The 19,590-nt window shown below is 71.3% G+C and carries 18 protein-coding genes; 7 read left to right on the top strand and 11 right to left on the bottom strand.

Annotation, left to right across the window (positions count from 1 at the left end; translation table 11 throughout):
- Window positions 1-89 precede the first annotated feature (89 nt).
- The 4 genes from mtnC to WMF44_RS08375 form a co-directional block, all read right to left on the bottom strand.
- Window positions 90-830 (bottom strand): acireductone synthase, encoded by a 741-nt coding sequence (gene mtnC, locus WMF44_RS08390; RefSeq protein ID WP_437298605.1) that lies wholly within the window; start codon window positions 828-830, stop codon window positions 90-92.
- Between the two features lie 2 nt (window positions 831-832).
- Window positions 833-1,375 (bottom strand): 1,2-dihydroxy-3-keto-5-methylthiopentene dioxygenase, encoded by a 543-nt coding sequence (locus tag WMF44_RS08385; RefSeq protein WP_437298604.1) that lies wholly within the window; start codon window positions 1,373-1,375, stop codon window positions 833-835.
- On the bottom strand, window positions 1,372-2,010 hold the full coding sequence (locus WMF44_RS08380; RefSeq protein ID WP_437298603.1) for a methylthioribulose 1-phosphate dehydratase: 639 nt from the start codon (window positions 2,008-2,010) through the stop codon (window positions 1,372-1,374). The genes WMF44_RS08385 and WMF44_RS08380 overlap by 4 nt, the downstream gene beginning before the upstream one ends.
- 102 nt (window positions 2,011-2,112) lie before the next feature.
- Window positions 2,113-3,189: a glycosyltransferase family 2 protein gene (locus WMF44_RS08375; RefSeq protein ID WP_437298602.1), complete on the bottom strand. Its 1,077-nt coding sequence runs from the start codon at window positions 3,187-3,189 to the stop codon at window positions 2,113-2,115.
- 404 nt (window positions 3,190-3,593) lie between these two features.
- Here WMF44_RS08375 and WMF44_RS08370 point away from each other — a divergent pair, with 404 nt between their 5' ends.
- The 3 genes from WMF44_RS08370 to WMF44_RS08360 all read left to right on the top strand — a co-directional run bounded on the left by WMF44_RS08370 (window position 3,594) and on the right by WMF44_RS08360 (window position 6,851).
- Window positions 3,594-5,222 carry an N-acyl-D-amino-acid deacylase family protein gene (locus WMF44_RS08370; protein ID WP_437298601.1) on the top strand — a complete coding sequence of 543 codons (1,629 nt, stop codon included), beginning with the start codon at window positions 3,594-3,596 and terminating at the stop codon, window positions 5,220-5,222.
- A 171-nt stretch (window positions 5,223-5,393) separates the two neighbouring features.
- Window positions 5,394-5,780 carry a hypothetical protein gene (locus WMF44_RS08365; protein WP_437298600.1) on the top strand — a complete coding sequence of 129 codons (387 nt, stop codon included), beginning with the start codon at window positions 5,394-5,396 and terminating at the stop codon, window positions 5,778-5,780.
- 123 nt (window positions 5,781-5,903) lie between these two features.
- Window positions 5,904-6,851, top strand: coding sequence for an SDR family NAD(P)-dependent oxidoreductase (locus WMF44_RS08360; RefSeq protein WP_437298599.1), 948 nt, complete (start codon window positions 5,904-5,906; stop codon window positions 6,849-6,851).
- Between the two features lie 44 nt (window positions 6,852-6,895).
- Here WMF44_RS08360 and WMF44_RS08355 read toward each other — a convergent pair whose 3' ends face one another.
- The 4 genes from WMF44_RS08355 to WMF44_RS08340 form a co-directional block, all read right to left on the bottom strand.
- The gene (locus WMF44_RS08355; protein WP_437298598.1) at window positions 6,896-8,398 is read right to left on the bottom strand and encodes a hypothetical protein; all 1,503 of its coding nucleotides are present in this window, start codon (window positions 8,396-8,398) and stop codon (window positions 6,896-6,898) included.
- Window positions 8,399-8,400: 2 nt separating this feature from the next.
- Window positions 8,401-9,129: a 2OG-Fe dioxygenase family protein gene (locus tag WMF44_RS08350; protein ID WP_012234178.1), complete on the bottom strand. Its 729-nt coding sequence runs from the start codon at window positions 9,127-9,129 to the stop codon at window positions 8,401-8,403.
- 370 nt (window positions 9,130-9,499) lie between these two features.
- Window positions 9,500-10,387 carry a Kazal-type serine protease inhibitor family protein gene (locus WMF44_RS08345; RefSeq protein ID WP_437298597.1) on the bottom strand — a complete coding sequence of 296 codons (888 nt, stop codon included), beginning with the start codon at window positions 10,385-10,387 and terminating at the stop codon, window positions 9,500-9,502.
- A gap of 531 nt (window positions 10,388-10,918) precedes the next feature.
- Window positions 10,919-11,455 carry a hypothetical protein gene (locus tag WMF44_RS08340; protein WP_437298596.1) on the bottom strand — a complete coding sequence of 179 codons (537 nt, stop codon included), beginning with the start codon at window positions 11,453-11,455 and terminating at the stop codon, window positions 10,919-10,921.
- Window positions 11,456-11,711: 256 nt separating this feature from the next.
- Here WMF44_RS08340 and WMF44_RS08335 point away from each other — a divergent pair, with 256 nt between their 5' ends.
- Window positions 11,712-13,133, top strand: a complete 1,422-nt coding sequence (locus tag WMF44_RS08335; protein WP_437298595.1) for an AAA family ATPase — start codon at window positions 11,712-11,714, stop codon at window positions 13,131-13,133.
- A 59-nt stretch (window positions 13,134-13,192) separates the two neighbouring features.
- Here the strand turns inward: WMF44_RS08335 and WMF44_RS08330 are convergent, their stop codons facing one another.
- Together WMF44_RS08330 and WMF44_RS08325 are read right to left on the bottom strand one after the other, a co-directional pair.
- Window positions 13,193-13,636 (bottom strand): hypothetical protein, encoded by a 444-nt coding sequence (locus tag WMF44_RS08330; protein ID WP_157906528.1) that lies wholly within the window; start codon window positions 13,634-13,636, stop codon window positions 13,193-13,195.
- A gap of 246 nt (window positions 13,637-13,882) precedes the next feature.
- Window positions 13,883-14,329: a YciI family protein gene (locus WMF44_RS08325; RefSeq protein WP_437298594.1), complete on the bottom strand. Its 447-nt coding sequence runs from the start codon at window positions 14,327-14,329 to the stop codon at window positions 13,883-13,885.
- A 415-nt stretch (window positions 14,330-14,744) separates the two neighbouring features.
- On the opposite strand from WMF44_RS08325, the gene WMF44_RS08320 reads away from it, so the two are divergent.
- From WMF44_RS08320 to WMF44_RS08310, 3 genes are all read left to right on the top strand, one after another.
- Window positions 14,745-15,734: a VOC family protein gene (locus tag WMF44_RS08320; protein ID WP_437298593.1), complete on the top strand. Its 990-nt coding sequence runs from the start codon at window positions 14,745-14,747 to the stop codon at window positions 15,732-15,734.
- A gap of 242 nt (window positions 15,735-15,976) precedes the next feature.
- The gene (locus tag WMF44_RS08315) at window positions 15,977-16,969 is read left to right on the top strand and encodes a helix-turn-helix transcriptional regulator (protein ID WP_437298592.1); all 993 of its coding nucleotides are present in this window, start codon (window positions 15,977-15,979) and stop codon (window positions 16,967-16,969) included.
- A 204-nt stretch (window positions 16,970-17,173) separates the two neighbouring features.
- Entirely contained in the window at window positions 17,174-18,160 is a 987-nt protein-coding gene (locus tag WMF44_RS08310) for an NAD(P)-dependent alcohol dehydrogenase (protein WP_437298591.1), read from the top strand.
- Between the two features lie 848 nt (window positions 18,161-19,008).
- On the opposite strand, the gene WMF44_RS08305 is transcribed toward WMF44_RS08310, so the two are convergent.
- Window positions 19,009-19,452, bottom strand: a complete 444-nt coding sequence (locus WMF44_RS08305) for a hypothetical protein (RefSeq protein ID WP_437298590.1) — start codon at window positions 19,450-19,452, stop codon at window positions 19,009-19,011.
- Window positions 19,453-19,590 lie beyond the last annotated feature (138 nt).

The following is a 19,590-nucleotide window of genomic DNA, read 5'->3' as shown; positions in this document are numbered from 1 at the left end:
AATAGCCCCCCAAAAGGCGCGAGTTTGTGGGACAGCCCCGCCGCCCCCCCGCGCAGCACGCCCTCCACCGCTGGCTCCGCTGCAGCCGGCTAGACCGACCGCTCTCCCGCGCCCCCCGCGCCCCCCGCCGGCACCTCAGCGATCTCATCGAAGCGCTCAGCCACCGCGTGGCGGCTCTCCGCGTCCCGCGCCGTCCCCGGCCGGAGCAGCTGCACCGTGCGCATGCCGGCCGCCGCCGCGGCGTCGAGCTCGGCCACGATGTCGGACAGGAACAGCACCTCTCCCGGCTGCAGCCCGAGCGCCTCCGCGATCCGCTGGTAAGCGCCCGCCTCTCGCTTCGGCCCGGTCGTCGTGTCGAAGAACGCCGTGAACAAGCCGGTGAGATCGCCGGCCGTCGTGTGCCGGAAGAGGAGCTGCTGCGCCTCGACGGACCCGGAGCTGAACACGGCGAGCGTCACCCCGAGGTCTCGCCATCTCCGCAGCGCCGGCTCCACGTCCGGATACACGTGGCTCCGGAGCCCCCCCGACTCGTAGGCGCTGCGCCAGATCTTGCCCTGGAGCGCCTTCAGCGTCGTCTCCTTGCGATCCTTGTCGATCCACGCGAGCAGCGCCGCCGCGAGCTCGCCGTCGCTCACCGCCTGCTCGCCCTCGCCCCGCTCGCGCGCGACCGCGCGCCGGGCGGCCTCGACCTCCGGGCTCCCGGCGTGCGCCGCGACGTACGCGGCCAGATCCCGGCGCGCCACGGAGAACAGCGTGTCGTGCACGAAGCGCACGTCGGTCGTCGTCCCCTCGATGTCGACGAGCACCGCGCGCGCAGGGAGCGGCGCCACGCTCACGCCTCGAGCCGCGGGAAGCGCGACGCGATGTCCGACCCGGTGTGCTCGGCGACCCACCCCTTCGGGTCGGAGAACCACCGGATGCAGGTGAACGAGGGCTCCGGCCCCATGTCGAACCAGTGCCGCGTCCCGGCCGGCACGCTGATGAGATCCCCCTTCTCGACGAGGAACGAGAGCACGCGCTCGCCGTGATGGATGCAGAACAGCCCTCGCCCCTCGACGAAGAAGCGCGCCTCGTCCTCGGTGTGGATGTGCTCGTCCAAAAACTTCCGCCTGAGCTCGGCGTGGTTGGGGGTGCCCGGCGACACCGACACGACGTCCGCCGTCACGAACCCGCACGCCTCGGAGAGCTGCTTCACCGGCCCCGCGTACGCCTCGAGCACCCGCTCCTGCGCCGTGCCCGGCGGCAGCGGGCGCTCGGCGGACCAGCGCTCGAAGCGGATCTGCGCCTCGGCGGCGACGCGGGCGATGTCCTCGAGCGTCGTGTATTCGTCGGCCCTCGTCGGGTCGCTCTCCCGGTAAACCCGCAATCGACTCATGATAGCCCCCCTTCCAGCAGCGCGCAGTCCAGCATGAACTCGATGGCCTCGATGTGGCGGATGGTGCTCGCGATGTCCGATCCCCACGTGTACAGGCCGTGACCTGCGATGAGGTAGCCGTACACGGGCGGATGCGCCGACATGAACGCATCGACGTCCTCCGCCAGCCTCCGGATGTCCTGCGTGTTGACGAAGACCGGGAGCAGCACCGTGGCGGAGTGCGTCGTCATCCCGGAGAGCGCCTTCGCCACCTCGTAGCCCGAGAGGGTCACGTATCCCTCCTGCGCGCACCGGCGCGACAGCACCGTCGCCGCCCGCGAGTGGGTGTGCGCGACGGCGCCGATCTCGCTGGAGTGCCGGTAGAGCTGGCAATGCAGCGCCGTCTCGGCCGACGGGCGGGCCGGCGAGGGCCCGGTCAGGCGGCCGTCCGCGTTGACGACGACGATGTCCGACACGCCGAGCGCGCCCTTGGGCCGCCCGGACGCCGTGATCGCCAGGGAGCCGTCGCCGAGCCGGGCGGAGAAATTGCCGCTCGTTGCCGGCGTCCAGCCGCGCTCATGGCAGAAGCGGGACAGCTCGATGAGCTCGGCCGCGACCGAGGAGAACGATGCAAACGACGTCCCGCGTACACTCACGGCGCAAACATACCAAAGCGAACGCGGGCGATCAACGCGCCGCACCGCCGCTCGAGCCGCGTCCGGGCCGCTGAACCCGGGGATCACCCGCGCTGCTCGCGCTCACGGCGCCGGAAGGCGCTCGGCCTCGCGCCGGCCAGCGCCGTCCCGCGCGCCGCGGAGCAGGCCGGCCCAGAACCCGAGCCCGTGCGCGGCGTGCACCGCGGGGAAGATGGCGCAGAGCAGGGGGAAATCGCGCGGCGAGGCGCGCCGCGCGAGCCGGAGCGACTCCGCGATCACGAGCGCGGCATAGGCGAGCAACGCGAGCGCCAGCGCCGGGCGGACCGCCGGCGCGAGCGCCGACGCGAGCGCGAGCAGCGCTCCGGCCGTCACCATGAAGAACGGCAGCGCCGGCCGGAGCGACAGGAACCTGCGGCGGCACAGCAGCGTGCGCGCGCGCCCCTTGCCATACGCGAAATACTGCCGAAAGAGCGCGGCGAACGACGACCGCGGGTAGTAATAGGCGACGATCTCCCGGGACAGGTAGACCGCGCCGCCGGCCTCGATGATGCGCTGGTTCAGCTCGGCGTCCTCGTTGGTGATGGCGGCCGGGTCGTAGAGGCCGGCGATCTCGAACGCCTCGCGCCGGAAAGCCCCGTTGAACACCGACTCGACGAACCCCTCGCGCGACGGGTCCCTGTACGCCGAGCCGCCCACGCCGAGGGGGCTCGAGAGCGCGGCGCAGAGCGCCCGCTGAAAGCCGTTCCGGTGGCGCGGCCGCGCCGCGCCGCCCGCGTTGAGGGCGCCCGTCCTCCGGAGCGCCGCGACCGACGCAGCCACGTAGTCGCCGGCGTAGTCGGCGTGGGCGTCCATCCGGACGATCACCTCACCTCGCGCCCGGCGAATGCCGATGTTCATCGCGGCGGCCTGGATCCGGTCGGGGTTGTGGAGGAGCGTCACCCGTGGATCCTCCGCCGCGACGCGGCCGACGAGCTCCCGTGTGCCGTCGGTCGAGCCGCCGTCGACAACGAAGATCTCGAGGAGCTCTGGAGGATAACGCTGCTCGAGGGCGCAGCGGAGGACGTCCTCGATGTAGCGCTCCTCGTTGTAACAGGGAATGACGATGCTGCACCGCGGCCGCTCGGCGAGCGGGCGCAGAGAGAGACGCCCGCCTCGAGGCGCGCTCGCTGTTCGATCCATGGACTCCCCCTGTCTCTCGCGGGTCGAGTCGACCCGCAGCAGGACTGCGACAGCCGCGGATACAATCGCGGGGCCAGGCGATCTCGCGGGGTCGCCCGGATCGAACTGCACTGCGCGACGCGGCCTGGACCCGGCCGGGGCAGGCCGCTGGGCTCGGGCTGCACACCGGCGGGCTCATGCGAGGGGCGCGCGGCGCGAGCGCGAAGGTACGAGCGCTCGACCTCATGCTGGCAGGGCAGCGGCCCGAAGGGCGCGGCCGCCGGGGCGCGAGCGCCATGGAGCCCGGATCGGGGGGCGCGCGGCCCGCGCGGAGCTCATGCTCCGCTCCACGGCCATGCCCCGGTCCGGTGGGCTTCCCACGGTCCCGCGTGGCCGGCGAGCGAGCTCCTCGAGGAGGCGTGCCGATGGACTTCGATCTCGTGATCTCGCGGGGAACGATCCTCGATGGCAGCGGTCAGCCTCGCTACGTGGCGGACCTGGGGATCCGGAAGGGCAAGGTCGCCGCGATCGCCGGGCCAGGCGCGCTCGCGGGAGGGCGAGCGCTCGACGCCAGCGGGCTCGCCGTCGCGCCCGGCTTCATCGATATCCACTCGCACGTCGACTGGCTGCTCGCGCTGCCCGACCACGAGGACGTCCTCGCGCCGATGGTCGCCCAGGGCATCACGACCGTTGTCGCGGGCAATTGCGGTCATTCGCCTGCCCCGGTCACCGAGGCGTCGATTCCGCTGGTGGAGCACTCCGCGGAGATCCTGAAGGACGGAGCGCTCGCCTACCGGTGGCGCTCGATGGGCGAGCTGCTGGCGGCGCTCGAGGCCGGCGGGCTGCTCGTCAATGCGGCGCTCCTGGTTGGCCACGGCACGCTCCGCCAGGCGGTCATGGGCAACAGCGCCGCTCCCCCGAGCCAGGAGCAGCTGGACGCGCTCTGCGCGCTCGCGCGCGCGTCGCTCCGCGAGGGCGCGTTCGGGCTCTCCGCCGGGCTGGCCTACACGCCCGGGGTCTTCGCGCGGAGGCGCGAGCTCCTGACGCTGCTCCGGGCGGTGGCGGACGAAGGGGGCGTGTTCACGGTCCACGGCCGGGCCTACACGTGGATATCGCCGTTCTACAGGCCGCTGCTCCTCGGCCCGCCGCACAACCTCCGCTCCGTCCGCGAGCTGCTCGGCCTGGCCGAGGAGAGCGGCGCGAAGATCCAGCTCTCGCACCAGATCTTCATCGGCCGGCGGACGTGGCCCACGGTGCCCTGGGTGCTCCGCGCGATCGAGCGGGCCGTGGACAGAGGGGTCGACGCCGCCTTCGACGCGTTCCCCTACACGGTCGGCAACACCACGGTGAACGCCCTCTTCCCCGCCTGGGTGCTCGACGACTTCCGCGCCCGCATCGACGACCCGGCCGTCCTCCGCCGGCTCCGGCGGGAGTTCGCGATGTTCCGGCGGCTCCTCGGGCTCTCGTACGCCGACATCCGGCTGCTCTGGGGCGGAGCGCCGGAGCTCGCGGCGCTGGAGGGGCTCGATTTCGAGGCGATCGCGGGGCGCCTCGGCGGGAGCGGGTTCGACGCCTACGTGCACGTCGCCCGCGTGAGCGACGGCAAGGCGCGCGTCCTCCTGAACACGTACTCGGGCGTCGACGCGCACGACGAGCCGCTCCGGGCCGTGCTCTCGCACCCGCTCTGCGCGTTCGAGACCGACGCGATCCTCACCCGGCGCGGCCAGCACAACCCGGCGTCGTTCGGCGCGTTCCCGCGGGTGCTCGGCCACTACAGCCGCGACGTCGGCCTGTTCCGGCTCGAGGAGGCCGTGCGCCGGATGACCTCGCTGCCCGCCGAGCGGATCGGGCTCCGCGACGTGGGGCGCATCTTGCCCGGGCACTGGGCGGATCTCGTCGTCTTCGATCCGGCCACGGTGGCGGACAACACGACGCCGCGGCGGGCCGACGCGCCGCCGTCGGGGATCCGCGCCGTCCTGATCACCGGCGAGGTGGTGGCGCAGGACGGCGCGCTGACGAGCAAGACCCGGCAGGGGCGCCTCCTGCGCAGGTAGGCGGGGCGGCCAACCCCTTCGTCAGATCCAGTCCGCGCCAGCGGACGCGCGGTTTGTGTTTGGCGGCTCGACCGTCCAGGGAGGACGCCGCTGTTTCAAGCCTCGGGCGCGACGCAGCCTGTTCGAGTAGACTTCGCAGGCATGGGTCTTCCTCGCCGAGCCCGGACAATTGTGATCGACGACGAGCGCTACCGATGGCTCGTTACCGAGCCGGAGCGTTGGATTGAGAACGCCTCCGCATGGGACGATGTCCTCCGGGCCCGCAGGCTCACCCTCGTCGTTCAGCATGAAGGCGGTCGTGGTCAGAAGCTGCTCGCGTGGGTGCCGGTCTATCGCACGCCCATCCACCACGCTGAGGTGACCGTTCCTTGCGGAAACGGCGTCGTCTCCCTGCTCACCCCTCATCAAGAAGCCGTCGTCTCATCGGCTCTCGTACGACGGGTCATCGAGTATACATTGCAGCGAGGGTGGAAACCGTCAGAGTCCGGCAGCGACTTCATCGTTCCAGAAGATGCGCTCGGAACGCTGCTGCACGAATCTCAACCTGGGCTCAAGTAAGAGCTCGCGGCTTGACTGCTATCGCGCGAAGCGCGGTTTCGTTCAAACGCGGATCAGTCGATCGTACTTCTTGTACGCTATGCCAACTGCCGGTCGTCAACGAAAAATTCTTGTCAGGCCGGAATGGCTTGGCGCGGGCTATCCTCGGTGGCACGCCAGCGCGAACGCTTGGACGGCCTCGAGCTCGTCAAGGCGAGCCCGCGGCGTCGCGACGAGCACCGGCGGTCCCTCGGGCCGCTCCTCTCCGCCGTCGTCCCGTCAGCTGAAGACAGCCAGTCTCTCGATCCATTACAATCCTTATTACACGGAGTTGAGATTACCATGCTCAGAAATAAAGTCGTTTTGATCACCGGGGCCACATCGGGGATCGGGGCCGCGACAGCGATCGCGGCGGCGCGGGCCGGCGCCAAGGTGGTGCTGGCCGCGCGACGCCAGGAGATGGGCGACGCGCTCGTGGCCCGCATCAAGGTGGAGGGTGGAAGCGCGCTGTTCGTCCGCACCGACGTCACCGTCGAGGCGGACATCCAGGCTCTGATCGAGCGCACCGTGGAGGCCCATGGGCGGCTGGACAGCGTCTTCAACAACGCCGGTATCGCCACCGCGCTCGGGCCGCTCGCGGACGTGCCGGTCGCCGATTACCTCGCTCTCATGCAGGTCAACCTGCACAGCATCTATCTGTGCATGAGGTATCAAGTGCCCGTCATGAAGAAGGGCGGCGGCGGCTCGATCGTCAACTGCGGCTCGATTGCCTCCACGGTCTCTGCGCCCGGGTTCGGCGTCTATGCCGCGACCAAGCACGCGATCCTCGGCCTCACCAAGTCTGCGGCCATCGACTACGCGGCGGACAAGATTCGCGTCAACGCCATCCTGCCCGGCCCGGTGGAGACCGAGATCTGGGGTCATATGCAAAGCGGCGAGCAGGTGCTCGACGCCTTCGGCGCGGCCACGCTGATGAAGCGGTACGCGCACGCAGACGAGATCGCTCGACCGGCGGTCTTCCTGCTGTCCGACTGGTCGTCGTACATGACCGGCACGCAGCTGACCGTGGACGGCGGCTACACCGCAGTGTGACCCGGGGCAGCGCGCCTCGGAAGATCCAGGCGCGCTGCCGGCACCTACGATCTCGGCGCGCACGTCGAGGCGACGGTCCACGTCCGGCGGATCGAGCCCACGCCGGACTTCGGACCCGGGCGGAGGGCGCCGTCGATTCGGGTCCTGGTCAGTCCTGCGTAGCCTGCGTCTCCGCGGTATTGCCGCCTGCGCTGGCGCCGGAGCAGTCGGCGGCAACGGCCCGGAGCGCCGCGACGCCTCCACGCGGAACGGCGTAGGTGATCGCAAAGGCCTCGCCGGACCAGGCGACCTGCGCGCGCGTCGCTGGCGTCCGGATCGGCCTCGCGCAGGTCGATGTCCTCGCCGACGGTGCGATGGAGCCACGTTCGCCGCCGGAAGCGCCCGCGCTCGCCGTAGGGCTCGACGTACTCGGCGAAGGGCGTCCGGAGCGCGCCGCGCTCGGCGGCGCCGTCGAGGCGCAGCGCGAGGTGGTCGAGGGCGCCGCCGGCGCTGGCCGCGCCGGGAGCGTCGATGGCGTCGAGGACGGCGTACTGGACGGTCTCCATGGAGATCAGCCAGACCTGCCGCGCGACGTGGATCCTGCCGTCGGGCCCCCAGCGGGCCTGGAGGCGGGCGTCGAGGAGCCGCCCGGAGAGCGCGTCGGTGAAGTTGCCTTGTACCGAGCGCACGCCGCCGGGGCCGACGACGCGCAGCGCGCCGCCCTCGTCGAGGAGCAGGAGGGTCGGCGGGCCGGAGCCTCGCACGGGAAGCGCGTAGTCGGCGGCCGGCAGCTCGCTCCTTGTCACCTCGAGCGCGTCGCTGGCCGGCGCGCGTGCGGCGCACGAGCGCACGGCCGGCGCGCGTGCGGCCGGCACGTGGATCGAGATGAAGTCCTTGCCCGTGACGAGCGCGAAGGCGCGGTCCGTCCCGGGGATCACGGCTTCGATGTCGAAGGGGCCGCCCTGGAGAGGCACCCACGCGCCGAGAGCACATCCTGCGGAGTCGGTGCGCTGGGCGACGAGGCCAGCCGGCTCGAGCCCGGGGCACGGGCGCCAGCAGGGCCGGGAACAGACGTGCGGTTGCGGCGTGCCCGCCGGCCACGAGGAGCAGGTCGCGTCGACGCAGCGCGACGCGCAGGCGCGCGGGCGCACGCCGAGGCGCTGGGCGAGCACGACGAAGCCGCCGGCGACGGGCACCACCTCCCGCGGCGCCGCGTCCTTCGGCAAGGCGAGCGCGACCTCGGCGCCCACCGGCTCCGCGAATGCCGTGAGCGGCCTCGCGCGTGCGCCTCCAGGGCCGGCCCACACCGCGAGCCCCCCGCGGTCGCCGAAGCCCAGGGCGAAGGCGCCTCCGGCGGCCAGGGCGCCAAGATCGGAGGGGCCGCGGAGCTGGCAGCGCGCCGCGCCGGCGTTGGCGGTGGTCGCCTCGGGCGGAGGGCGGCGAGGGGCGGCGGGAGGAGGTTCGCTCGCGGCCGCCGGAGCCGGAGCCGGGGCGAGCGTCGGGGCGGGGACGCAGCGGGCCGCGGCGAGCGAGGCGAGGACGGCAGCGCAGGTGCGTCGGGAGGGCATGATCAGGCGCCCTGGAAGCCGCCCGCGCGGTACGTCAGCACCAGCGTGTCGCGATGGCCGAGCTCGCCGGCGGGCTGGATGGGCGTCGTCTCGTGGATCACGCGCTCATCGTCCAGCAACAGCAGGCTCCACGGCTCGGTGAGCGTGAATCGCTGGCCTGCGGGCCCGTCCGCCTGGAAGACACGCGTCTCGCCGCCCTTGATGCCCTCACGCCCGACGAGGAACACCGCCACGAGATCCACGCCGTCGCGGTGCGCGCCTTCCGGCGTGGGGCGGCCGATCCCCCCTTGCGTATCGATGCGGAACTGGTGCGCCTCGACGAACCAGGGCTGCTCGCCCTTGCGGCCGGAAGCGACCTGCCCGAGCGCACGCAGCAGGCGCGCCCAGGCGGGCGGATCCACCACCTGCGGCTGCATCGGCTCGAACCACCGCTGCATGCCGCCGTGCAGCGCGTTGTATTCGACGGGCTGCCAGTGCGCGCGACGCGGCGCCTGGCGCACCGCGCCGCCTTCGACCACGAAGCACGAGTGCCGCCGGCTGCGGTAGCGCCCGCCGTCCTTGAGGTAGCGGTCCGGCGGCAGGTCGTCCCAGGAGGGCCGCAGCGCATGCAGCTCGCCCAGGTCGCAGCCCGTGAGCTCGGCGACGCCCTGCGGGCTGAGCACCGCATAGCCCTGCTGGCGCAGCAGCACGGGCACCTGCGCGGGATAGGTGAAGGCGGGCGTGAGCTCCATCGCCTGCGAGTTTACCAGGCAACCGGCCGCGCTGCCCGCGCTGCACCTGAGCAGCGCGGGCTTCGGCGGTCGCGCGGGCCGCTGATGGACCCGCCACCCTCCTTCAGCCACGCGGGCAGCCGAGCGCGGAGTGACGATCCAGAGCCGCGCGTCGCAGGCGCCGCGCTTCACAGGCGCGCGTCGCAGGCGCCGCGCTTCACAGGCGCGCGTCGCAGGCGCCGCGCTTCACAGGCGCGCGTCGCAGGCGCCGCGCTTCACAGGCGCGCGTCGCAGGCGCCGCGCTTCACAGGCGCGCGTCGCAGGCGCCGCGCTTCACAGGCGCGCGTCGCAGGCGCCGCGCTTCACAGGCGCGCGTCGCAGGCGCCGCGCTTCACAGGCGCGCGTCGCAGGCGCCGCGCGACGCCACCGACACCCCCGCCGCGTTCGCGGTGCAGGCGTTGCTGTACGTCCGCCCGTCGCAGCCGCAGACCGGGTTGTACACATGGAGGCAGGCCTGCGGGGTGGGCTCGCACGTGCCCATCTGATCGCCCGCGCCGCACTGGGCCTCCGGGCTGTAGTCGCAGAAGAACCCGCGCTCGCACGCGAGGCCGGCGATACCGCCGCACGCCTGCTCCCCGACATCCCCGCACTCGCCGGACGACGCAACCGACACGCCCGCCGCGTTCGCGTAACAGGCGTTGCCATACGTCTTCCCGTCGCAGCCGCAGACCGGGTCGTACACGTCCAGGCACGCCTCCGGGATGCGCTCGCAGGTGCCCGTCTGATCGCCCGCGCCGCACTGGGCCTCCGGGCCGTAGTCGCAGAAGAACCCGCGCTCGCACGCGAGGCCGGCGATGCCGCCGCACGCCTGCTCCTCGGGAGCCCCGCACGCGCCGAGCGACGCCACCGACACGCCCGCCGCGTTCGCCGCGCACTCGTTGCCGTACGTCTTGCCGTCGCAGCCGCAGACAGGGTCGTACTCCTTCGTGCACATCTTCGGGATGGGCGTGCAGGCGCCCCACTGATCGCCCGCGCCACACATGGCATCGATCTCGTAATCACAGAAGAAGCCGGGCTTGCAGGTGAGGCCGAGCAGGCCGCCGCAGAGGGCCACCGAGATGGTGCCGCCTGCCCTCGCCTCCTGCGCCTCGGAGGCGATCGGCTCGACGGCCTCGTCGGCCACCTCCACCTGACAGCCCGCGGCGAACGGCGCCATCGAGAGCGCGAGCCAGAGCGCGGAGGCGAATCGATGAGTGTTGATACGACGCTGAACGTTCATGATGTCTCTCCATGGGGCCGCGCCGTTCCCGGCGAGGCGGTTGCAATGCACGAGCATCTCCCTCCGCGGCGGCGACATCCGCAGCGTCGAAGCGAAGGATCGACGCGTTGCTCGACGCGGCGATCGCCGTGTCGAGGACGCCTCGGCGACGCGCCATCGGGGGTCGGTCGCCGTGTTGCGGAGGCGTGGTTCCCTTGGCAGGAGTCGGGCCACGCGGCTTTTGCGGGGTTCACGCCTTTCCGCGGTCCCCGGGCGGTCCGGATCGGGCAGGGGCTTGCTCAAATGGGGTAGAGCTTGCGCAACTTGCGCGACAGCGCCCCGCAGGGGACTCCGGCCCGCGGTTCTTGGTAGGGAGCGCGGATGCACCGCCGCCTTCGCCCCGCCGCCCTCACCGCGCTCCTCAGCAGTTGCAGCGCCACGCCCGACGCCGCCTGACGACACCATGGCCGCGCGGGCGCTCGCTCGCCGGCGCGCCGGCTACCGCGGCGCCCTGGCCGGCGCCGCGCCGCGGGCCGGGAGCGGCATCGCCGATCACCTGGGGGAGAAACGGATGGCCGCGAGCAGGGCATCGAACACTGCGCGGTCGAGGCGGGTGGTGTAGATCATGTACCTGCGGCGCGCGGGAGGAGGCCCCTCGACGTGGGCGACGAGGACCTCCCTTTCATGGCCGAAGAAGTGGCTGGTGCGGCTGACGGTGGCATCGGCGGAGCCCACCTGGACCTTCCAGGTCTCCACGGCTTTCATGGGGCCTCGGTCGCGCGTGGGTGCACCTTCCCAGGCAAAGAAATAGAGGCCCTGTCCGGAGGCGTCCTGGTAGCTCCGGAAGTGCTCCACGGCGGGGCTCCCCGGGATGAGGGAGGAGACCTCCTCGCGGGTATCCGCCTGGAGGGTGAGCCCGGTGGGAAGGGTCAGAACGAGATCGACGAAGGTAGATGTGCTCGATGTCATGGTCGGGCTGGTGCCAGGGGCGGAAGCGGCGGTGGGAGGTGGAGCAGCGTGTTCGGTCGAGGTGCCGCTGGAACAGGAGAGCGCGAGGGCGGAGGCGAGCCCCTGGACCCAAGGTCGCATGCCCGCAGGGTACAGGAGATCGAGCGTGCGAGAGAGCAACTCTGCGGGGCGCCAAGGCGGTGGGCGGCGCGCGCGTCGCCATAAGGAGGGACGCCGCCCCGTCGCCGCGACGCCGCGACGCCGAGGATTACGTCCGGAGTATGCGAAGATGGCCGGAACGGTGCCAGGGGCGTTCTGAAACGGCGGCGTTCGAGGAACGGAACATCGAGCTCACTCCTTCGTGTGAGATCGTCCACCCCACGCTGGTGACAAGACCATGGATAACGAAAAGCCCCAGACCCCCACGCCTTCCCTCACCGATCTGATGGGCGCGATGGCGGCGGCCCAGGCCGCGCAGGAGCCGTTCTTCCTCGGCCGCCTCCGCGGGCACTTCGGCGCCGACCCCCGCACCCTCCCCGTTGTCGCCGAGGAGTTCCCGGCCTCGGACCACCCGAACTTCCAGCTCGCGATCGATACCCACCTCCGCGACGGCGGGTTCACCTCCGAGCTGCTCGGCGTCTCCGGCGGCGACATGTTCCGGGGGGTGAGCCTTCCCGATCTCCTCTCGCCGCCCCCGGCGATGCCCGGGATCGGCGGACCGCCGCCCTCGCAGGGGCCCGTGCAGTACCGCAACGTCCACCTCGACGCGGAGCGCCTCATCGCCTGCGTCGTCGGCGGCCTCTATCTCTTCGCCCGCGGGGGCGACCGCTTCGCGCTCCTGGTGCGCGGCCCCAGCGACGCCGGGTTCCGGCGCAGCCAGCTCGCCGTCGAGCTGATGGCGGGGGACAACGAGCGCGCCCAGCGCCTCCTCGCCGAGCTCCGCGTCCTGATGCGCCGGCTCAACGTCTACCGCAGCCGCGTCGTCACCCTGAGCGAGACAACGGACGGCTTCTCGGCCGCGACCAAGATCGAGCTCCAGAGCCTCCCGCGGATCGAGCGCGACGCGCTCATCCTGCCCGCGGCGCTGCTCGCCCGGCTCGAGCGGTCGACCATCGGCTTCTCCCGGCACAGAGAGATCCTGCTCAGCTCGGGGCGACACCTGAAGCGCGGGCTGCTCCTCTACGGGCCCCCGGGCACCGGCAAGACCCTGACCGCGATGTACCTGGCGGGCCAGATGCGGGAGCGCACCACCCTGCTCGTCACCGGGCTCGGGGTGAAGCTCCTCAAGGAGGCCTGCGCGATGGCGCGCTCGCTCCAGCCCTCGCTCGTGGTGCTCGAGGACGTCGATATCATCGCTCAAGACCGCGAGAGCGCGGACACGAGCTGCCGCTCACCGCTGCTCTTCGATCTCCTGAACCAGATGGACGGCCTCGCGGAGGACACCGACGTGATCTTCGTCTTGACCACCAACCGCCCGCAGGCGCTGGAGCCGGCGCTGGCGGCGCGGCCAGGGCGGATCGATCTCGCCGTGGAGATCCCGCTGCCGGACGCCGACTGCCGGCGGCAGCTGCTCGCGCTCTACGGGCGCGGCCTCTCGCTCGAGGGCGACGACCTCGCGCCGCTCATCGCGCGGACCGAGGGGGTGAGCGCGGCGTTCATCCGCGAGCTCCTGAGGCGGGCGGCGCTGTTCGCGGCCGACGCGGGGCGCGGCACGGCGGTCGACGAGGAGCACCTCAAGGAGGCGCTGCACGAGCTGCTCGTCGACGGGGGGCCGCTCACCCGGAGCCTCCTCGGCGCTCACGCTCACCGCCCCACGTGATCACCGAGACCCACCCATCCGCTACGTTTGCATCTCCGCCGGCGGCGTGCCGGGCGGTTTCACTGCTCGACGCCCTCGAGCGTGTGGCAGCCATTGCACGAGAAGTCGCCGGTGTTGGTCATCGGGTCGTACGCGGCGATCTGCAGCACATCGGCCATCCGAGGCATGACCGTCTCGAACATCCATGTGCCCCACCGCTCGATCTCCGGATCCTTCACGTACTCGGCGAACGCCTCCTCGGTGGCGGGGAGCGGGGGGAGGTCGGGGCTCGGCATCGCGAAGGTCCCGTCGGCCGCGCCGCTGCCGTGACAGGTCACGCACGTCATTCCCTCGAACTTCGCGTCGAACGCGACGAAGGTCTCCTTCATCTCCGGCAGGACGACATCCTCCATGAACGCGAAGCGCTGATCGAAGCTCATGTCCTCCCACGCGACGGGCGCGTCGTCCTCCTCACCCCCACATGCAGCGACGAACAGGCACATCGCGATCAAGACGCGCTTCATGACCATATTCCTTCTCCCTTCGTGACAGCTCGCGCGGCGTCTCATCCGGCGGCTCGAACCGCTCTTCCCGGTCGCGGCGGCGACGAAGGCCGCATGCCCCGAGCGCCGCCGCCGTCCCCGGCGACAGCCGGCGTCATGATCCCGACCGGCTGTACCCCATAGACCCCGCTGCCCGAGGAAACTCATCGCTGAAAAAAACGCGGGGGAGAAAAATCGAACGCCCATCGGCCCAGACCGCCGCCCGGCCTACTGCGCCCTCGAGAAGGACACGCTCCACGTCGGCGCCACCTCGGCAAGGATCTCCCTGAACCGCGGCGGGATGTCCGAGAGCTCCGTCATCTGGTGGATCGTGAGCACCTCGGCGCTCCCGAGCCCGACGGGGCAGCGCAGCGCCCAGGCGATCGCCTCTTCCTTCGAGCCCACCTCGATCAGGTAGAAGCCGCCGACGAGCTCCTTCGACTCGGCGAAGGGCCCGTCGAGCAGGACGCGCTTCCCCCCCGAAATCCCGACGCGCGCGCGCGCCCCGGCGGGATTGAGGCCCTCGGACGCGATCAGCACGCCGGCCTTCTGCATGTCTTCGTTGTATTTCATGTACGCGGCGAACAGCGCCTCGTCCGGGGGCGCATCCTCCGCTGCCTGTGCGTCGTGCTTCGCGTCGTCGGTCGACCGTGCCGCGGTGATCATGAATCGCATCGTCGAGTTTCCTTCCGGTTCGAAGAGGAGCGCCCCGGCGGCGTCGACCGCCCGGCCCCGCCTCCACCGTCACGACGAACGGGCGACCACGCGATCGACACGCGGGGCGATCTTTTTTTGAAAACCACCTAACACTTCGTGATCACGAGGTTTTTTCTGACGGGCGGAAGCACCTGGTCCGTCCTCCGGGAACGGTGTACTGGTCGATGCTCCGGTTCAGACATCGACAGGGGCTCCCGGCGGTCTCCCTCCGCCGGCGTGGGATCGAGGAGGGGCAGCGTGGCCGAGAGATCCCGGAACAACGAAGCAGCGACGGCGCGGCGGGGGCTCGTGGCAGCATGTATCGCAGATGTTCATGGAACCATTGCACACCGGCTACGTCTTCCACGGCGATCTGAACGGGAGGTGATCTGGAATGAGTCGTGACATCAATCACCTGCACCACGTAGGCCATGTGGTGAGCGATATGGAGGAGGGGCTCGAGCTCTACCGGCGCCTCGGCTTTCATCTGTCGCCGCCCGCCTACCCCGCGCTGTCGCCCGCGGAGGGCGAGCCTCCCCGGCCGTTCGGCGCGGCGAACACCCACGCCGACTTCCCGCGCAGCTTTGTCGAGCTGATGACCTGCGTCAGGGACGACGGCTCCGCCCGGATCCCCGCCGGCGCGAAGATCATCCCCCTCCAGGCTCCCCCCGAGCACCTGCCGCGGATCATGCAGGCCATCCGCGCGACGGTCGCCAGGATCGCCGCGTGCCTCGCGCGCTTCCAGGGCCTGCACATCCTCGTGCTCGGCGCGCCCGACGCCGCCGCCCTCGCCGGCCGCCTCAGCGCGGAGGGCGTCCGTCACGGGGGCGTCAACACCGTGCAGCGGCCGGTGGAGACCGCGGAGGGGCTCCGGATGGCGCCGGTCCGCCTGCTCGAGCTCGACAGCGGCGATCTGGAGGAGGCCGGGTCAGGCCGCGTCCCCGAGGGGAGGATCGCGATGGCGGAGGACCTGCAGGCGGAGCTGCTGCAGACGCAGCTGCGCATGGATCATCCGAACGGCGCGGTGGACCTCGTCGACTCCGTGCTCTGCGTGGCCGAAGCTGATCTGCCCGAGGTCGAGCGCCGCTACGAGAAGTACACTGGCCGCAGCGCCCGCGCCGACGGACCGACGCGCGTCTTCGATCTCGAAGGCTCCCGGATCACCCTCGTCGCCGACTCCGATCTGGAGGCGATCTTGCCGGGCGAGCGCGCCCCCGCGCTCCCGGCCTTCGTGGCCTACGCGGTCGCGGTGCGGGACGTCGGCGCCGCGCGGAAGCTGCTGGAGGAGAACGGCTTCCCGCTGAGGGAGTCGGCCTCCGGGGACATCTTCGTTCCAGCCAGCGCGGCGCTCGGGACCGCCGTCATCTTCCGGAGCGCGGGCTGAGCACGCCCGGCGAGCGAAGGTTGCCCGTCCGCGATCGCACAGATCGCCCCCTCGGCGCCCGAAGGCGATCCGCCAGATGATGGCGGCCGAGCACGCCATCCAGCACCGGCAGGCTCCCCCGTGAGCGCCCGGGCGCCCACGCGGTCGCGACGTGTCAGCGCATCGCCCGAGGACCGAGGACCGAGGGTGAGCTGGTCCCTCGCCGGCAGCCAGCCGGGCGCGGCGCGTGCTAAAACGTCCGCATGGAGGCGATGAGGATCGAGGGAAGCGAGCGCGATCTCGAGACGTTCGCGGCGGGGATCCTCCAGGGCGCCGCGCCCATCGAGACGCCCACCCCGTTCGAGCGCCAGGTGCGCTGGGACCTGCAGGGCAACACGGGCCTCATCAGCGCCTCCACGCTGCGCTCCGGCATCTCCCTCTCCGCCACCCGGTTCCGGTGGGCGTGGGCGTCGGGGATGGTCATCGACCACGCGCCGACGGGGCTGGAGTTCGTCCTGTCGCGGGGACCCCACATGCGGGTGAGGAGCAGCGAGGGAGACGGCTTTCTCCTCGGGGGCGGGACATTCCGCATCGGCCAGGTGAAGAGGCCGCTGAAGCTCGTGTGCGAATGGGACGAGTCGACCCTCGGTCAGGATCAGGACAGCCTCTGCCTCACCATCGACGCATGGCGGCTCCGCGCGCTCCTGGGCTCGCAGGTCCTGCCTGCGCCCCTCGAGCGGATCGTGGCCCACACCGGGGGTTACCCGCGCGCGACGCACGCCATGTCGCCGACCCTGTACCGGCTGCTCGACGAGATCCTGGGCTGCGACGCCAGGGGTCTCTCCCGGCAGCTCTACCTGGAGGCCAAGGGGCTCGAGCTGATGGCGGCCATGATCGATCAGCTGGAGGAGAGCGAGAGCTCCGCGTCGCCGCTCCTCTCGCAGCACGACATCGCGCGGCTCGAGCGGGCGCGGCACGCCCTGCTGGCGCGCATGGTGGACCCGCCGACGCTCCCGGAGCTCGCCCGGCACGCCGGGCTGAACGAGGTGAAGCTCAAGGCGGGGTTCCGCGCGCTCTTCGGCGCGCCGGTCTTCGCGTACCTCCGGAGCCACCGGCTGGAAGAGGCCCATCGCCTGTTGCGCCAGCGGGCGTGCAACGTGACCGAGGTGGCGCAGCGGGTGGGGTACGAGAACCCGAGCAAGTTCGCGGCCGCGTTCCGCAAGCGGTTCGGCGTGCCCCCGTCGACGGTGGGCTGAGCGCCCTGGGGGCGACGCTCGCTGCCGCGGACGGCGAGGGGGCGCGCGGGGAGCATCGCCACGAGGGGTAGGCGCTGCCAGGGGCCGGATCGAGGCACGGTCCTCCCGCCGGGAGCTGAAAGGCTCCTGCGTGGAGCGGCGGCGCGCGGCCTCCGGAACCACCATCGCAGCGGGCGGCGAAGGGGCTCGCCCCGGGAGAATGCGATGAAGGCGATTGTTCAGTACGAATACGGTTCGGCGGACAACCTGCGGCTCGAGGAGATCCCCATGCCCGCGCTCAGGGACGACGGTGTGCTCGTGCGGATCGAGGCCGCGTCGGTGAACGCGGCCGACTGGCACATGATGCGGGCGGATCCGTTCTTCCTTCGGTTTCTCGGCTTCGGGCTCTTCGCGCCGAAGCACCGGGTGCCCGGCGCCGACATCGCCGGTCGGGTGGAGGCGGTGGGAAAGAACGTGACCCGGTTCCGGGTGGGCGACGAGGTGTTCGGGGATCTGTCCGCTCACGGGTGGGGAGGCTTTGCGGAATACGTCTGCACGTCGGAGCAGGCGCTGGCCCCGAAGCCGTCGAACGTGAGCTTCGAGGAAGCGGCGGCCGTCCCCTTGGCGGCGCTGGCTGCGCTCCAGGCGCTCCGCGACTGCGGGCGGGCTCGGGCCGGGCAGCGGGTGCTCGTCAACGGCGCCTCCGGAGGGGTGGGGACGTTCGCTGTCCAGATCGCGAAGGCCCTGAACGCGGAGGTGACAGGGGTGTGCAGCACCAGGAACCTCGATCTGGTGCGGTCGCTGGGCGCCGATCACGTCGTCGACTACACGCGCGCGGACGTCACCCGGAGCGGGCACGAGTACGACCTGATCGTGGACGCGGCGGCTTACCGATCCGTCTCGGACTACCGGCGCGTGCTCCGCGATGGCGGCACGTACGTGCTCGTCGGAGGGACCACCGGGGCGTTTCTGCGGGTCGCGCTCCTCGGGCGATGGTCCGGGTCGAAGGCGATGAAGGCGCACGCGTCGCGTCCGAGCGCCGCCGATCTCATCGCCCTGACGAAGCTGATCGAAGCGGGCACGGTCAGGCCGGTGCTCGATCGGCGTTATCCCTTGAGCGGGGTACCGGAGGCGGTCCGCTACCTGGAGAGCCGTCGCGCGCGGGGGAAGGTGGTGGTTACGCCCGCCACCGCCGTCGTCCCGCCGTCGTGACGCCTGGGAGCGGCGATGCAGCCTGATCAGCGACAATTACTGTCGCTTGACACTCCGGACCCCCCAGGACGCCGCCCTCCGATGTCCGCGACCCTGCCAGAGCCGTTCGCCACGCCCTACCTACACCTCGTCGCGCCGCGATCGGGCTTGTTTTACTTACGCGCCACCGCGCTGGAGGACTCCGAGGCTGCGTAGCGGAGGCGAGGACCAACGACCAGGCGCCGGCGTCGAGCCATAGGAATACAGGGCCCCAAGTGGGCGCTCAGGAGGGGTCCGGGGCTGCGCAGGAGGAGTCCGGGGCTGCGCAGGAACCACAAAAACGTGTGATAGGACATGAAATTGGGTACGCGGGAGGGCCGCTGGGACCGCGCAGGAGCCACGCGATCGTACGAAAGGACACCAAAGTGGATGCGCAGGAGGGGCGCCAGGGCCGCGCAGCAGGGCGCCTGAGCCGCGCAGCAGGGTCGGCGGGACCGCGTAGAAGGGCCGCCGGGGCCGCGCAGCAGGGCCGGAAGACCGCGCAGCACGGCCGCAGGGGCCGCGCAGCAGGGCGCCAGGGTGAACGACCGGGAGCCCTGGTAACACGTTAGACCGGGAGCCTAGAGGACCGATCTCGTTGAAACCCGGAGAATTTTCACAGGGAGGCGGGGAGGCGGGGAGGAAGAAAGAATGAATTTCTTTCTCTTGCCGTCTCTCGCTCCCCGCCTCCCCGTCTCCCTGTGAAATTCTTGCTTTTTCTCGTGGTTTCAACCCGTTTGTCGCTCTAGGTGACACTTCCTTGAGCCACGGGCCCCTGCTCCGGGAGGACTGGACACCTACCCGTTGTGCGACGCCCCGTCCGTCATCGATCAGGAAGGAGCCCTCGCCACGCCGCTCGTGGGCCGCTCGGCGGCGCGCGCCGCGCTGGAGGAGCTGGGCGCGTAGCCGTACTGGAGGATGGGGGTGCTGCCCTGGACCGTCGTGCCCTGGAGCACCACCACGCTGCTCCCGGTGCCCTGCAGCTGGAGATCGATGTCGCCGCCGTCCGTGTCGCACTCGGCCTTGAACTTGATCGAGGTGCCATAGAGGTTGTTCGAGGTGTCCGTCCACATGACGGTGAAGTAGTCGTTGCTGCTGGGCACGAGCGCGGCCATCCACCCCTGCGCCAGGGTGCTCTGGCCATTCGCGACGTTCTCCCCGATCCAGCACTCGGTCCACGGGGTCTCGCTGGTGGTGTGCGCGAGCCAGACCTGGCCGATCCCGTAGCCGAGGTTGTTGGAGACGTAGATGTTCACGTAGGTATTGTCGGACATGATGATTCCTCCATGCGCGGTCCACGAGGGGTCCGCGCGGTCTGTCCGCGAGCGAGCGAGATGCCCCTCGCGAGCCGCCGTGGCGCGGGGTGCACGGGTGGAGCGAGCCGTCGCTCCTGCCCGTCGCCCCGCGGGTAC

Origin of the sequence: Sorangium sp. So ce426 (genome assembly GCF_051475585.1) — a bacterium.
Lineage (GTDB): Bacteria > Myxococcota_A > Polyangia > Polyangiales > Polyangiaceae > Sorangium > Sorangium cellulosum_B.
This window is presented reverse-complemented; position numbering and strand designations above follow the sequence as displayed.

What these genes read in the sequence shown, in the direction of transcription:
- WMF44_RS08385 (WP_437298604.1), bottom strand. Translation starts at nt 1,375, where the DNA reads ATGAGTCGATTGCGGGTTTACCGGGAGAGCGACCCGACGAGGGCCGAC.
- WMF44_RS08375 (WP_437298602.1), bottom strand. Translation starts at nt 3,189, where the DNA reads ATGGATCGAACAGCGAGCGCGCCTCGAGGCGGGCGTCTCTCTCTGCGC.
- WMF44_RS08370 (WP_437298601.1), top strand. Translation starts at nt 3,594, where the DNA reads ATGGACTTCGATCTCGTGATCTCGCGGGGAACGATCCTCGATGGCAGC.
- WMF44_RS08360 (WP_437298599.1), top strand. Translation starts at nt 5,904, where the DNA reads ATGGCTTGGCGCGGGCTATCCTCGGTGGCACGCCAGCGCGAACGCTTG.
- WMF44_RS08355 (WP_437298598.1), bottom strand. Translation starts at nt 8,398, where the DNA reads ATGCCCTCCCGACGCACCTGCGCTGCCGTCCTCGCCTCGCTCGCCGCG.
- WMF44_RS08350 (WP_012234178.1), bottom strand. Translation starts at nt 9,129, where the DNA reads ATGGAGCTCACGCCCGCCTTCACCTATCCCGCGCAGGTGCCCGTGCTG.
- WMF44_RS08345 (WP_437298597.1), bottom strand. Translation starts at nt 10,387, where the DNA reads ATGAACGTTCAGCGTCGTATCAACACTCATCGATTCGCCTCCGCGCTC.
- WMF44_RS08340 (WP_437298596.1), bottom strand. Translation starts at nt 11,455, where the DNA reads ATGCGACCTTGGGTCCAGGGGCTCGCCTCCGCCCTCGCGCTCTCCTGT.
- WMF44_RS08335 (WP_437298595.1), top strand. Translation starts at nt 11,712, where the DNA reads ATGGATAACGAAAAGCCCCAGACCCCCACGCCTTCCCTCACCGATCTG.
- WMF44_RS08330 (WP_157906528.1), bottom strand. Translation starts at nt 13,636, where the DNA reads ATGAAGCGCGTCTTGATCGCGATGTGCCTGTTCGTCGCTGCATGTGGG.
- WMF44_RS08325 (WP_437298594.1), bottom strand. Translation starts at nt 14,329, where the DNA reads ATGCGATTCATGATCACCGCGGCACGGTCGACCGACGACGCGAAGCAC.
- WMF44_RS08320 (WP_437298593.1), top strand. Translation starts at nt 14,745, where the DNA reads ATGAGTCGTGACATCAATCACCTGCACCACGTAGGCCATGTGGTGAGC.
- WMF44_RS08315 (WP_437298592.1), top strand. Translation starts at nt 15,977, where the DNA reads ATGGAGGCGATGAGGATCGAGGGAAGCGAGCGCGATCTCGAGACGTTC.
- WMF44_RS08310 (WP_437298591.1), top strand. Translation starts at nt 17,174, where the DNA reads ATGAAGGCGATTGTTCAGTACGAATACGGTTCGGCGGACAACCTGCGG.
- WMF44_RS08305 (WP_437298590.1), bottom strand. Translation starts at nt 19,452, where the DNA reads ATGTCCGACAATACCTACGTGAACATCTACGTCTCCAACAACCTCGGC.